This window comes from Acidimicrobiales bacterium (assembly GCA_016794585.1).
GTDB lineage: Bacteria > Actinomycetota > Acidimicrobiia > Acidimicrobiales > DATDAH01 > JAEUJM01.
In genome coordinates this window covers 14,525-27,650 of the sequence record JAEUJM010000016.1, presented here as the reverse complement: position 1 = coordinate 27,650, position 13,126 = coordinate 14,525, and the positions used below count along the sequence as shown (strand labels likewise).

11 protein-coding genes are annotated in these 13,126 nt (G+C 72.4%); 4 read left to right on the top strand and 7 right to left on the bottom strand.

Features of this window, described 5'->3' with window-relative positions:
• Position 1: 1 nt before the first annotated feature.
• The 4 genes from JNK12_08910 to JNK12_08895 are packed head-to-tail and all read right to left on the bottom strand — an operon-like array spanning position 2 to position 4,198.
• On the bottom strand, positions 2 to 1,243 hold the full coding sequence (locus tag JNK12_08910; GenBank protein MBL8776038.1) for an acyl-CoA dehydrogenase family protein: 1,242 nt from the start codon (positions 1,241 to 1,243) through the stop codon (positions 2 to 4).
• A 1-nt stretch (position 1,244) separates the two neighbouring features.
• Positions 1,245 to 2,141 carry an SDR family NAD(P)-dependent oxidoreductase gene (locus JNK12_08905; protein ID MBL8776037.1) on the bottom strand — a complete coding sequence of 299 codons (897 nt, stop codon included), beginning with the start codon at positions 2,139 to 2,141 and terminating at the stop codon, positions 1,245 to 1,247.
• Positions 2,142 to 2,156: 15 nt separating this feature from the next.
• Positions 2,157 to 2,990, bottom strand: coding sequence for an enoyl-CoA hydratase/isomerase family protein (locus tag JNK12_08900; GenBank protein MBL8776036.1), 834 nt, complete (start codon positions 2,988 to 2,990; stop codon positions 2,157 to 2,159).
• 59 nt (positions 2,991 to 3,049) lie between these two features.
• Positions 3,050 to 4,198, bottom strand: a complete 1,149-nt coding sequence (locus JNK12_08895) for a lipase (protein ID MBL8776035.1) — start codon at positions 4,196 to 4,198, stop codon at positions 3,050 to 3,052.
• Positions 4,199 to 4,244: 46 nt separating this feature from the next.
• Between JNK12_08895 and JNK12_08890 the strand changes: the two genes are divergently transcribed.
• Together JNK12_08890 and JNK12_08885 are read left to right on the top strand one after the other, a co-directional pair.
• Positions 4,245 to 6,155, top strand: coding sequence for an NAD(P)/FAD-dependent oxidoreductase (locus tag JNK12_08890; protein ID MBL8776034.1), 1,911 nt, complete (start codon positions 4,245 to 4,247; stop codon positions 6,153 to 6,155).
• Between the two features lie 18 nt (positions 6,156 to 6,173).
• Entirely contained in the window at positions 6,174 to 7,400 is a 1,227-nt protein-coding gene (locus tag JNK12_08885) for an acyl-CoA dehydrogenase family protein (protein ID MBL8776033.1), read from the top strand.
• A gap of 9 nt (positions 7,401 to 7,409) precedes the next feature.
• Here the strand turns inward: JNK12_08885 and JNK12_08880 are convergent, their stop codons facing one another.
• Both JNK12_08880 and JNK12_08875 read right to left on the bottom strand, forming a co-directional pair.
• Positions 7,410 to 8,657 (bottom strand): cytochrome P450, encoded by a 1,248-nt coding sequence (locus JNK12_08880; protein MBL8776032.1) that lies wholly within the window; start codon positions 8,655 to 8,657, stop codon positions 7,410 to 7,412.
• Between the two features lie 239 nt (positions 8,658 to 8,896).
• Complete coding sequence (locus JNK12_08875; protein ID MBL8776031.1) at positions 8,897 to 9,295, bottom strand: cupredoxin domain-containing protein; 399 nt, start codon at positions 9,293 to 9,295, stop codon at positions 8,897 to 8,899.
• Here JNK12_08875 and JNK12_08870 point away from each other — a divergent pair.
• On the top strand, positions 9,270 to 10,025 hold the full coding sequence (locus JNK12_08870; GenBank protein MBL8776030.1) for a metal-dependent transcriptional regulator: 756 nt from the start codon (positions 9,270 to 9,272) through the stop codon (positions 10,023 to 10,025). The genes JNK12_08875 and JNK12_08870 overlap by 26 nt on opposite strands.
• On the opposite strand, the gene JNK12_08865 is transcribed toward JNK12_08870, so the two are convergent.
• On the bottom strand, positions 9,912 to 11,384 hold the full coding sequence (locus JNK12_08865; protein MBL8776029.1) for a hypothetical protein: 1,473 nt from the start codon (positions 11,382 to 11,384) through the stop codon (positions 9,912 to 9,914). The genes JNK12_08870 and JNK12_08865 overlap by 114 nt on opposite strands.
• Before the next feature lie 52 nt (positions 11,385 to 11,436).
• On the opposite strand from JNK12_08865, the gene JNK12_08860 reads away from it, so the two are divergent.
• The gene (locus tag JNK12_08860) at positions 11,437 to 13,083 is read left to right on the top strand and encodes a flippase-like domain-containing protein (GenBank protein MBL8776028.1); all 1,647 of its coding nucleotides are present in this window, start codon (positions 11,437 to 11,439) and stop codon (positions 13,081 to 13,083) included.
• Positions 13,084 to 13,126 lie beyond the last annotated feature (43 nt).

Here is a 13,126-nt window from a genome sequence, read left to right as displayed (position 1 = left end):
GTCACCGTCCCGTCGGGATCTCGCGGAACGCGAGGCCCTTGTCCACCCGCGGCTCCGGGGGGAGCCCGAGGGCACGCTCGCCGATGATGTTGCGCAGGACCTCGTCGGTGCCCCCACCGATGCGGGCGGCGGGGGCGAACAGGTAGCCGTGGTCCCAGGGCAGGTGGTCGGCGGCCGGGTCGGACGCGACGACCGCACCGAAGAGGTCCTGGAGGTCGAGGGCCAGGGCCATCATGTCCTGGCGCATGCGGCCGGCGACCAGCTTGGCGATCGAGACCTCCGGCCCGGGCGGGACACCGCGCGACATCGCGGTCTGGGTGCGCCACGACGTGTAGACGACCCCCTTCGAGCGCACGTAGCAGTCCGCGATGGCCTCGCACACGGCATCGTCGCCGAGCAGGGGGCCCCGTTCGTCGTGGGTCGCCGCCGCCAACGCGATCAGCGCGCGGACCCCGAGGGCGCCGCCCGTCCCGCCGGCGCCGAGCGACGACCGTTCGTTCATCAGCGTCGTGAGCGCGACCGACCAGCCCCCGCCCACCTCGCCGAGCCGGTTGGCGTCGGGGACCCGCACCCCGGTGAGGAACACCTCGTTGAAGTTGGCGCCGCCCGTGATCTGGCGGATCGGGCGGGCGTCGATGCCGGGTGAGCGCATGTCGACCAGCAGGTAGGTGAGCCCCGCGTGCTTGCCCACGTCCGGGTCGGTGCGCACGAGCAGCAGGCCCCAGTCGGCCAGGTTCGCCGCCGACGACCACAGCTTCTGGCCGTCCACGACCCACTCGTCGCCGTCGCGGATCGCCGCGGTGCGCAGGGCGGCGAGGTCCGAGCCCGCCCCCGGCTCGCTGAACAGCTGGCACCAGATCTGCTCACCCCGGGCCATCCCGGGCAGCCAGCGCCGCTTCTGCTCGTCACTGCCGTGGGCCAGCAGCGTGGGGCCGGCCATGCCGATGCCGGCGGTGAAGACGTCGGGAGGGATCCGGAACCGCGCCTCCTCCTGAGCGAAGATCGAGCGCTGCGTCGAGGTGCCGCCCCGCCCGCCGTATTCGACCGGCCAGGTGAAGCAGGCCCACCCGGCCTCGGCCTTGCGGGCCTGCCAGGCCCGGGACCGCTCGATCTCGTCGGGGTCCTCGAATTCCGAGATCGCGGCCGGCGCCTCTCCCGGCGCCAGGGGCTCGACCTCACCCTCGAGCCAGGCCCGGGCCTCCGCCCGGAAGGTCGCCTCCTCCGGCGTGTCGTCGAGGTCCACCTCAGCCCGCCGCCTGCTGGGCGAGGAGGTCGCGCACGACCGGGCCGATCTCGGCGGGGTCCCAGCGGGCCTTCTGGCGGACCTCGGGCCCGTGGTGCCAGCCCTGCTCGATGCCGATCGTGCCCCCGCTGGCCTGGAAGACCTGCCCGGTGATGCCCTTCGCCTCCTCACTGCCCAGCCACACGACCATCGGGGCCACGTTCTCCGGGTCGGCGAAGTCGAACTTGTCCTCGGGGATGCCGACGCCGTAGCCGAGCGGCTCGGTCATCCGGGTCCGCCCGCCCGGCGAGATGGCGTTGACCGCCACGCCGTAGCGCGCCAACTCCTCGGCGGCGATGATCGTCAACGCCGCGATGCCCGCCTTGGCCGCGCCGTAGTTGGCCTGGCCGACGGCGCCGTAGAGCCCGGACGCCGAGGTGGTGTTGATGATGCGACCGTCGACCTCCTCGCCCGCCTTCACGCGGTCCCGCCAGTGGTTGGCCGCGAAGTGGCAGGTGGCGAAGGTCCCCTTGAGGTGGACCCGGATGACCGAGTCCCACTCGTCCTCGGCCATGTTGACCAGCACCCGGTCCCGCAGGATCCCAGCGTTGTTCACCAGCACGTCGAGGCGCCCGAACGCCTCGACCGCGGTGGCCACCAGCGCCTCTGCGCCCGCCCAGTCGCTCACGTCGTGGCCGTCGACGACGGCCTCGCCGCCCTCGGCCTCGATCTCGGCCACCACCTCCTGCGCCGGCGACAGCGACGCCCCGTTACCGCCGACCTCGGCGCCGAGGTCGTTGACGACGACCTTGGCCCCGTGGCGGGCGAAGGCGAGGGCGTGGCCCCGCCCGATCCCCCGGCCGGCGCCAGTGATCACGACCACCCGGTCGGCGCACAGCCCTGCCTGCCCTCCACCCATCACTCCACCCATGTCTCAACCTCCCGTGGTCGTGCCCAGCCGCGCGAACCGCGGGGGCCGCTTCTTCACGAACGAGCGCACGCCTTCGGCGGCGTCGGGCCGCTCGAAGCTCGCCAACATGAGTCGGCGGGACTCCAGCTCGGCCTCGCGGAGGCCGGCGTGGAGGTGCGTGTAGACCTGCCGCTTCATCACCGCCAGCGAGGCCGGCGAGCACCTCGCGGCGAGATCCACGATGTAGGCGCGCGCCGCGCTGAGCAGCTCGTCAGGGGGCAGCGACCGGTTGGCCAGACCGAGTGCGACGGCTTCCGAGCTGCGCACCGGACGAGCCGAGAACAGCAGGTCCATCGCCACCGTCGGGCCCACCATCCGGGGCAGCAGCCAGCCCAGGCCGTACTCGGCGACGAGGCCGCGCTCCGCGAACGTGGTGGCGAGGTGGGCGTCTTCGGCCATGAAGCGCAGGTCGCAGGCCAGGACGATGGCCAGGGCCAGGCCCACCACCGGGCCGTTGATGGCGGCGACGACCGGCTTCGGAAGCGACATCAGGAAGCTGTAGGGGCCGCGCAGGTCCTCGCTCCACGCCTCACCCGGCAGCGCCACCTCCTCGGCGACGAGCACGTCGCGGTCGCCCGCGGCGTAGGCCTCGAGCATCGTCAGATCCACGCCCGCGCAGAACCCCCGCCCCGCGCCGGTCAGGACGATGCCGACGACCGCGGGATCCGCGACCGCACGCGCGAGCGCATCGCGCACCTCCATCTCCATCGTCGGCGTCCAGGCGTTCAGCACCTCGGGCCGGTTGAGCGTGATGGTCGCGACCGGGTCGTCGACCTCGTAGAGGACCTCGCGGTACATCGTTCCCCCCGTCGTTCCGTCGGGGGGAACGTAACTCAAACCTTGCTAGCTGACAAGGTTCACTCGGCGAACGGGCGGCCGGCTCCGAAGGCCAGTTCGAGGAAGCGGTCGGCCATGCGGGCGTACCCCGCCTCGTTCGGGTGCAGGCCGTCGGGGAGGTCGCCGGCGTCGGCCGGACCGAACAGCGCCGGCCCGTCGAGCAGGTGCAGGTGCTCGTCGCCGGCGTCGCGCCGGGCAGCGACCGCTGCCGCCATGAGCTCGCGGACGCGCACGAGGTGGAGCGCACCGTCGGCGAGCTCCGGTGGGCGGGGGACCGGGCGGAACACCCCGTCGGCGCCCTCGACGTGCGGCCCCGGCCGGGTCTCGGCCATCGGGCAGTGGATCGGCGTGGCCACGATCAGGGGCGTGGCGGGGTGACCCTCGCGGATCGTGTCGAGGAAGCCGTGCAGGGCGGGGACGAAGGCCCGCTCGCGCATCGTGTCGCCGTTCACCACGTTGATGCCGAGCTTCAGGCTGATGAGGTCTGCGGGGAGGTCGCGGATGGTGCGGGCCACGCACGGATCGAGCAGGCACTGGCCGGCGAAGGCGAGGTCCGCCAGGTCCACCCCCGCGCCGCGGGCCACGAGCGCGGGCCACGTCCGGGTCGGACGGTGCACCTCCATGCAGTGGCTGATCGAGCTGCCGTGGTGCACCCAGCGCCGACGGTGCCCGGACGCGGGAGCGAGCGTCGCTCCGCTCGTGAGCCGGCCGTCGCGGAGCTCGAGGGTGGTGGCGTGGGGCAGCCACACCTCGACCCGGGCGGCGGGGTCGCCGGGCAGGCCGTCGAAGCGGACGGTGGCCGTCGCGCCTTCGACGACGTCGAAGACGCCGGCGCCGAGCTCGACGACGACCCGGGTCCCGTCGACGACGACTTGGGTGTCGACCTCCTCCCCGTCGACGACCAGGTCGAACGCCGCGCTGGTCGGGCCGACCGGCGAGCCGTCCACCTCGAGGAAGGTGGCGAGGACGTCGAGCTCCAGGGTCGTGGCGTCGGTGGCCAGCTCGAAGCGGATGCCGGCGGGCATGCCGGCCATCACCTCGAGGGCGGGGTCCGCGGCCTGCGCCGCGGTCCAGCTCGGGAGCCGGCGGAGCGCGACGCCGGTCTCGGTGCGGGCCAGCTCCTGCACGCCCCGCAGGGTGGCCAGGAGTTCCTCGAATCGGCTATCCATAACCCTGCGTATAGTAGTGAGAGACCGAGACGGAGGGGGACCCAGGGTGGACGACAGGACGCGGTGGCAGGAGGCGATGGACATCGCCAACATCCCCACCCTGTTGATGGTGCTGGTCCACCTGACCGGAGACCGTCGGTGGCTGGACGAGCCCTACCGCCCCACGCGCACGCGGGGCCTCGACGACAACGACACCGGTGGGTTGCCCGAGGACGTCCAGGACGAGATCCGGGCTGCGGCGCTGGAGGCCATCGTCGCCTGGGACGCCGGCGCCCCCGTGGCGATCGACGCCCCGTCGCCCGAGCTGCTGCTCGAGATGATGGAGGCCTGCGTCGGCCAGGACGTGCCCGAGGCCTACGCCCCGATCATCGCCAACGAGCTGCGGCTGTTCGAGCGGCCCGCCGAGCGCCTCGACCCCCCGCCGGGCTTCGAGGTGCTGATCGTCGGCGCCGGCATCTCCGGGGTGTGCGCCGCCGTGCGCCTGGCGGACGCCGGCATCCCCTACCGGATCCTCGAGCGCAACGACGCCGTCGGCGGGACCTGGCTGGAGAACCGCTATCCCGGGTGCGGGGTGGACACGCCGAGCTACCTCTACACCTTCTCGTTCGCCCGGGCCGACTGGTCGAAGTACTTCTCGTTGCGGGACGAGCTGCACGCCTACGTCTCCCGCGTGGCGGCCGATTTCGGGGTGACCGACCACATCACCTTCGGGACCGAGGTGGTGTCGGCCACTTGGGACGAGGACGCACTGCAGTGGATCGTGGAGACCCAGGACCGGGACGGTACGCCGACGACCCACCGGGCCAACGTCGTCATCAGCGCCGTCGGCGCCTTCAACAAGCCCAAGATCCCCGATCTCCCCGGGGCCGATTCCTTCGTCGGCCCGGCCGCCCACACGGCGCGCTGGCCCGACGGGGGGATCGATCTGGAGGGCAAGCGCGTGGCCGTGATCGGCACGGGTGCCAGCGCGATGCAACTGGTCCCCGCCATCGCCGACACCGCCGAGTCGGTCACGGTGTTCCAGCGCACCGCGCAGTGGGCGGCGCCGTTCGACAAGTTCCACCAGGAGATCCCCGAGCCGATCCGCCACCTGCTCGCGACCGTGCCGCTCTACCACGACTGGTACCGCATCCGGCTGGCGTGGGCGTTCAACGACGTCCTGTACCCGGCGCTGCAGAAGGACCCCGAGTGGGATGGGTCGGACGGCCGGGCCATCGGCCGGGTCAACGACCGTCACCGCGCCTTCTACACCGAGTACATCGTCGCCGAGTTGGGTGACCGCCAGGACCTCCTCGACCGGGTCCTGCCCGACTATCCGCCGTACGGCAAGCGGATGCTCATGGACAACGGGTGGTTCCGGACCATGACCCGGGACGACGTCCACCTGGCCACCGACGCCGTCGAGATCCGGCCCCACGGGGTCGTGACCCGTGACGGCACCGAGCACCCCGCCGACGTGCTCGTGTGGGCGACCGGCTTCGACGTCGTGAACTTCCTCGCGCCCATGGACGTCATCGGCCGGGACGGCGTGGCCGTCCGCGACGTCTGGGGCCCCGACGATGCACGCGCCTACCTCGGCACCGCGATCCCCGGGGCGCCCAATTTCTTCTGCCTGTACGGCCCCAACGCCCAGTTCGGCCACGGCGGCAGCCTCATCACGATCATGGAGCGCCAGATGCACTACGTGATGAGCCTGCTGCGCCAGATGTTCGATGCGGGGCTGGGCTCGGTCGAGGTCCGCCAAGGGGTCCACGACGCCTACAACGCCGAGGTCGACGCCATCCACGAAGGCCTGGTGTGGACGAACGCAGGCGTCGAGAACTACTACCGGAACTCCAAGGGCCGCGTGGTCGCGATCAACCCCTTCCGCATCGTCGAGTTCTGGGCCCGCACCGAAGCGGCCGACCTCGACGACTACCGCACCGAGCCGGCAACCGTCCCCACCCCGGCCGGCTGACCCAGGAGGACGACGACCATGCCCTACGAATTCAGCCCAGAGGGCCAAGCGCTCCTCGCCGAGGTCAAGGCGTTCCTCGACGAGCACGTGTACCCCAACGAGGCCACCTACCAGCGCCAGTACGAGGAGCTCGGCGAGCACAGCTACCCGCCGATCCTCGACGAGATGAAGGCAGTCGCCCGGGCCCAGGGCCTGTGGAACCTCTTCCTCCCCCACCTCCGCCCCGGCGAGCCGGGGACGAAGCTGTCGAACGTCGACTACGCCCCCATCTCCGAGGAGCTGGGGAAGTCCGACTTCTCCTCGGAGACCCTGAACTGCTCGGCACCCGACACCGGGAACATGGAGATCCTCCACCTCTACGGCTCCGAGGCGATCCAGCAGCGCTGGCTGTCGCCGTTGCTCGAGGGCGAGATCCGCTCCGCGTTCGCCATGACCGAGCCTGCAGTGGCGTCGTCAGATGCCACCAACATCTCGCTGCGGATCGAGCGCGACGGCGACCACTACGTCCTCAACGGGCGCAAGTGGTTCACCTCCGGAATCCTGGCGCCCCGGTGCGAGGTGATGATCGTCATGGGCAAGACCGATCCGTCGGCGGCGCGGCACCTCCAGCAGTCGATGATCGTGGTGCCGAAGGACACGCCGGGCGTGACCGTCCTGCGGTCGCTCCGTGTGTTCGGTTACGAGCACCGCGGCGGTCACGGCGAGGTCGACTTCCAGGACGTGCGGGTGCCGGTGGACAACCTCCTCGGCGAGGAGGGCGGCGGCTTCGCCATCAGCCAGGCCCGCCTGGGGCCCGGGCGCATCCACCACTGCATGCGGGCGATCGGCGCCGCCGAGCGCGCCCTAGCCCTCATGGTCGAGCGGGCACTGGAGCGCACGACCTTCGGCAAGCTCGTGGCCCAGCAGGGCCTCATCCAGCACTGGATCGCCGAGTCCCGGATCGAGATCGACATGGCACGGGAGTACGTGCTGAAGACCGCCCACCTGATGGACACGGTGGGCAACAAGGCGGCCGCCACCGAGATCTCCGGGATCAAGGTGGCCGTCCCCCGCATTGCACTGAAGGTGATCGACCGGGCCATCCAGGTGCACGGCGGCGGCGGGGTCACCCAGGACTTCCCGCTGGCGGACATGTACGCCTACCACCGGACGCTGCGCATCGCGGACGGGCCCGACGAGGTCCACGAGATGACCATCGCCCGCCGGGAGCTCCTGCGCCACGACCCGGCGTTCCGCAACGCCTGAGAGCGCCGCTCAGGCGGCGACGATGTCGACGTCCAGCCGCTCCAGGCCCCGCAGCAGGAAGCTCGGGTTGTAGGGGAAGTCGTTGGTGTCCGACAGCGTCATGACCCGCACGCGCCGGGCGAGCTCCTCGAAGGCCACCCGGGCTTCGAGCCGGGCCAGCCCCGACCCGATGCAGAAGTGCGGGCCCCGTCCGAAGGCCAGGTGGTCGGTGAGGTTGGCCCGTTCGGGCTCGAACGCGTCGGGCTCGGTGAAGAGGTCCTCGTCCCGGTTTGCCGAGGCGTAGGAGAGGACGACACGGCTCCCCGCCGGGATGGCCACCCCGCCGAGCTCGACGTCCTCGGTCGTGAGCCGCCACATGGCCTGCGCGGGCGACGCCAGGCGCAACGACTCCTCCACCACCGCGGGGATGAGGTCGGGGTTCGCCCGCACCGCCGCCCACCGGTCCGGGTGATCGGCGAACAGGCGGACCATCTCCGCGATCAGCTTCGTCGTCGTCTCGTTGCCGCCCACCAGCAGCTCCTGCACCAGGCTGACGATCTCGGGGACGTCGAGCGGCCGCTTGTCGTCGACGTCGTCGTCGGCGTCGATCCGAGCGTCGAGGAGCCCGGTGAGCAGATCGTCCTGTGGCCGGGCGCGGCGCTCCTCGATCGCGGCGACGAAGAACCGCTGCAGCTCCTGGACCGTGCGGATGGCCGCGACCCGTTCGTCGACGGTCGGCGTGGCTCCGAAGGTGAGCACGGTGGCGTCGGACCACCGGCGGAAGTCGGCCAGACGGTCGTCGGGCACGTTGAGTGCCCGGGCGATCACCTCGACCGGCAACGGCACCGCGAAGTCCTCCACGACCTCGATTCGATCCCGGTCGATCCACGCGTCGATGAGCTTCGTGGTGATGGCGCGGACGGTGGGCTCGAGGACCGCGATCGCCCGCGGCGAGAACGCCTTCGACACGAGTCGCCGGTAGCGGGTGTGCACGTCGCCGTCGGCGGTGATCATCGTCTTGGGTCGGGGAAGGCCGTCGGCCATCGCCTCGGCGATCCGGCGCTGGTCGTCCGCGCTCAGGGGCAGGACGGACTTCGGGAACTGGCTGGAGAAGACCTCGGGCCGGCGCAGTGCCTCGACGACGAGCTCGTGGCGCACCACGAACCACGCGTCCAGGCGCTCGACGTAGTGCACCGGCCCCTCGGCTCGGAGCCGGGCCAGCCGCGGCTGGGGATCCTGGAGGGTGGCGGGATCGAGCGGGTCGAAGCTGCCGGTCATGACGGCGCCTGTTCGGCGCCGCCGGGAGGCCGCTCCTCGGGTCCACCTCCGGACATCACACCCCTCCCGCGCAAAACCTTCGCATGGTTAGGATGATAGTGATCAGAGCGTGATGGTGCCCGCCCGGTGTTCAGCGGCGGGCCGGGTGCAGGTCGCCCCCGCCCGCCCGCTACGAGACGGTGAGCGTCCCCGCCCCCTGTTCGAGGACGGGCCGGGTGCAGGTCGCCCCCGCCCGCCCGCTACGAGACCGTGAGCGTCCCCGCCATGTTCGGGTGCAGGTCGCAGATGTAGTCGTACTCGCCGGCGGGGAGGTTGATCTGGAGGACCTGGGCGGACACGCCGGTCTCGAGCTCGGTCTTGAAGTCGGTGTCCTTGATGTTGAGGTTGTGCTGCACGCCTTGGTCCTGGTTGTCGATCACGATCGTGTAATCGGTGTCGGCAGGAGCCTCGAGCTCGTCGGTGTCCCAGGCGATGTTGTCGGCCACGATCACGACGTCGCCGGGCGGGAGGGCGTCGCCGCCGCCGGAGGGGCCGCTGTCGCCGCTGCTGCCGCAGGCGGCGAGGCCGAAGGCCAGCGCGGCGGCGAAGGCGACCGCGAGGACGCGGGAGGTCATGGGGGCTTTGCACGTGTCGGTCACGGGCCCAACGCTAACGGGGAAGGACACGTACACTCCACCCGTGGCCGAGCACCGGACGAGAGAGTTCCATCCGGCATTCGAGGAGTACTGCGAGGCGATCTTCGAGCTCCACGAGGACGCCGTCGAGGTGATCCAGGCCCGCATCGCCGACCGCCTCGAGGTGTCACGGCCCGCCGTGTCCGAGATGATCCGCCGCATGGAGGGCGAGGGCCTCGTCACCATCGACGGTTCCATCCGCCTCACGGCCGACGGCACCCGCCTGGCCGAGCGGGTCGTGCGCCGCCACCGCCTCGCCGAGCGCTTCCTCACCGACATCCTCGACCTGTCCTGGGCCGAGGCCCACGCGGAAGCGGGCAAGTGGGAGCACGTCATCTCCGAGCACGTGGAAGAGGCCCTCAGCCGCGTCCTCGGCGACCCCACCACCTGCCCGCACGGGAACCCCATCCCGGGCAGCGACTACCACGAGCCCCTCACCGTCACCCTCGATCGACTGGGTCCGGGCGAGGCGTTCACCGTGTCGCGCATCCCCGAGGAGCTCGAGTTCACGCCCGGCCTGCTCGAGTTCCTCGAGTCCTCCGACGTGTTGCCGGGCCGGTCGGGCACGGTCACCGCCGTCTCACCCGACGGCACCCTCACGGTCGAGATCGAGGGCCGTCACGTCGGTCTGGGCAGCTTCGCCAGCGCCCGCATCCTGGTGCTGGCCGCGGCGGCCGCCGGCGCCCGCGCCTGACGCCCGCTCGCTCCGCCACCCCGCCAACAGCAGGCCTGCCAGGGCGAGCGCCCACGCCGCCGCCAGCAGTCCCGTCCGGGCCCCCGGCTGACGGAAGTCCGGTAGCACCGGTCGCAGCGCCCGCATCCACGGGTTGCGGGTGGCGTCGAAGTCGATGATGAGGCGCAGGCGCCCCTGGAGCACCTCGACGACCACCCACGCCCAGCTCAGCGCGCCCAGCACCGCCGCGACGACGAAGGGCCCCACCGCACGGCGGTGACGGTCGAGCCACCAGGCGGTGGCGACGACGAGCAGCGGGACCACCACGACGACCTGACGGCCGGGCCACCACCACCCGTGCATGGTGAGCGCCACCCAGGTGGCCGTGGCCCAACCGGCGGCGGCGGGCACCAGCAGAGCAGACCAGCCGGTGGGGCGACGCCGGACGAGTGCGCCGACGGCCACCACCGCGAACAGGAACACCGGGGCCCACGTGACGAGGCCGAACGAGCGGTCGACGAGCAGGCCGAGCAGGCGCTGGGACCGCCCGAGGTAGTCCGGGTCGACGCCGATGACGCTCGCCTCGCCCGTCTCGGCGAAGTGGTCGCCCGACGCGTAGACGGTCCACCCGCCGTAGACGACGCGGTGGAACACGACGAAGGCCACCCCGGCCACCGCGAGCCCGCCGACCAGGACCCCGGCCTCGCGCCGCCGGCCCCGCCGCCACCGGTCGAGCAGGGCAAGCGCCACCAGCGCGCCGGCGACCGGCACGTACTTCACCGCCAACCAGGGCAACGCCACGATGGCCAGCGCGAACACCACCTGGCCCCGCCGGGCGAACAGCCCGGTGAGCGCGCCGACGGCCACCGTGACCGCCAGCGCCGCGGGCAGCTCGGGGTACACCTGCACCCCGTAGGCGGCGAGCGGCGAGGCGGCCCCGAACGCCGCCGCCACACCGATGGCCACCGCCGGCGCCACCGCGAACCGGCGCACGGCGACCCAGGCGGTCGCCGCCGCCAAGAGCCCGGCCAGCGCCGCCAGCGCCAGCTTGGCCCCGGCCCAACCGCCGACCAGGACGGGCACGGCCAGGACCGCCGGCAGCAGGGGGTCGTGCGGGCTCACCGCCCGACCGTCGGCGTCGGGCTCGGTCTGGACCGGCAACTCGGCGTCGTGGAAGTCGCGCCAGCGCTCGTCGCGGAGCTCATCACTGATGTCGAGGTCGAGGTCCTCACCCAGGCTGATGGCGCTCAGCAGGTACTGCGGCTCGTCCGCCGTCGTCCGCCCGCCGTAGGTGGCGCGGGCCGGGACGGCCCAAACCGTCCACGCGGCGACGGCGAGGGCGAGGCCCGCCAACCACCACCGCAGACGGGTCCCGGACACCGTCGCACGTTATCGCTTCCGCCGACGGTCGTTGTAAGGTCTGCCTAACCCTATGCCCTCGCTCTCCGCCCGCACCCGTCCGTGGTCGTTCGTCCTCGGCTTCGTCGTCATGGTGGTCGCCGCCGTCGTGGTGGCCCGCGCCGTCGACATCGACGCCCTGCGCCAGAGCGCCGACGCCATGGCCGAGCGCCCCCTGGTCGTGGTCCTGGCCATGGCCGCCTTCGGCTCGGCCTTCCTGTTCCGGGCCCAGGCGTGGTGCCGGGTGCTCCCCCGCCTCTCGTTCCGCCAGTCGCTCGCGGGCATCCACCTCGCCTTCGGGGCCAACCACGTCCTGCCCCTGCGCCTCGGCGAGCCCCTGCGCATCGTCAGCGTCGTCCGGCGCGCGGACATCCCCCTGGCCGAGGCCACGTCGTCCACCGTGGCGCTGCGTGCCGCCGACATCCTCGCCATCGTCCTGCTCGGCATCGTGGTCGGGCCGGCCGTGGTGGCCGAGCTCCTCGGGCTGTGGGCGTGGGCGGTGCTGGCCGCGGTCCTGGCCGTGGGCGGCGCCGGCCTCTGGTGGCTCCGCCGCACCGCCCGGGGCGGCCGAGCCGACGTGCGCCTCCCCGGGCCGACCGTGGCCGCCCTCACCCTCGTCGCCTGGCTGGCCGAGAGCGTGCTGACGTGGCAGGCGTCGCACTGGGCCGGCCTCGACCTCACCTACGGCCAGGCCGTCGTGGTCACCGCGGTCGCGGTGGGCGCCCAGGTCGCGGCCATCGCCCCCAGCGGCTTCGGCACCTACGAGGCCGCCGCGGTCGCGGCCTACCTCGCCCTCGGCTTCGATGCCGGCTCGGGCCTGGCCGCCGCCCTCATGGTCCACGCCCTCACCACCGCCTATTCGCTCGTGGTCGGCGCCGTGGCCGTGTTCTCGCCCGCGCCAGGCATCCTGGGCCGCTTCCGCCTCCCCGCGACGCCCACGGCGACCACACCGGCCACCACCCCCGCCGCACTCCCGCGCGATCCCGCGGCCCCGGATCTCCGGCCCGTCGTGCTCTTCCTGCCCGCCCACGACGAGGAGGCCACCGTCGCCGACGTCGTCCGGCGGGCCCCGGCGAGCGTGCTCGGCCACCCGGTCGAGGTGCTGGTGATCGACGACGGCTCCACCGACGCCACGGCGGCGCGGGCCACCGAAGCGGGCGCCACCGTCGTGGCGATGGGCCACAACCAGGGCCTCGGCGCCGCCGTGCGCCGTGGCTTCGCCGAGGCCACCGAGCGGCGCGCCGTCGCCTCCGCGTTCTGCGACGCCGACGGAGAGTACGACCCGGCCGAGCTCGAGCGCCTCGTCACCCCGATCCTCGCCGGCGAGGCCGACTACGTGGTGGGCTCACGCTTCGCCGGCGGTCCGCGCACCATGAAGGCCCACCGGTCCTTCGGCAACCGGGTCCTGACCGCGGCCGTGAGCATCATCTCCCGACGGCGCATCACCGACGGCCAGAGCGGCTACCGGGTGCTGTCGGGCGACGCCACCGCCGCGGCCGAGGTGATCCACGACTTCAACTACGCCCAGGTGCTCACCCTCGACCTGCTGGCCAAGGGCTTCCGCTACGCCGAGGTGCCCATCACCTACCGGTTCCGGACCCACGGGCAGTCGTTCATCCGCCTGGGCACGTACCTCCGCAACGTCGTGCCCGCGGTCTACGGAGAGCTGAACCGAGCTTGACTTTTGGTGTTAGGGAGACTTAATTCTCCGGCGACACCCGACG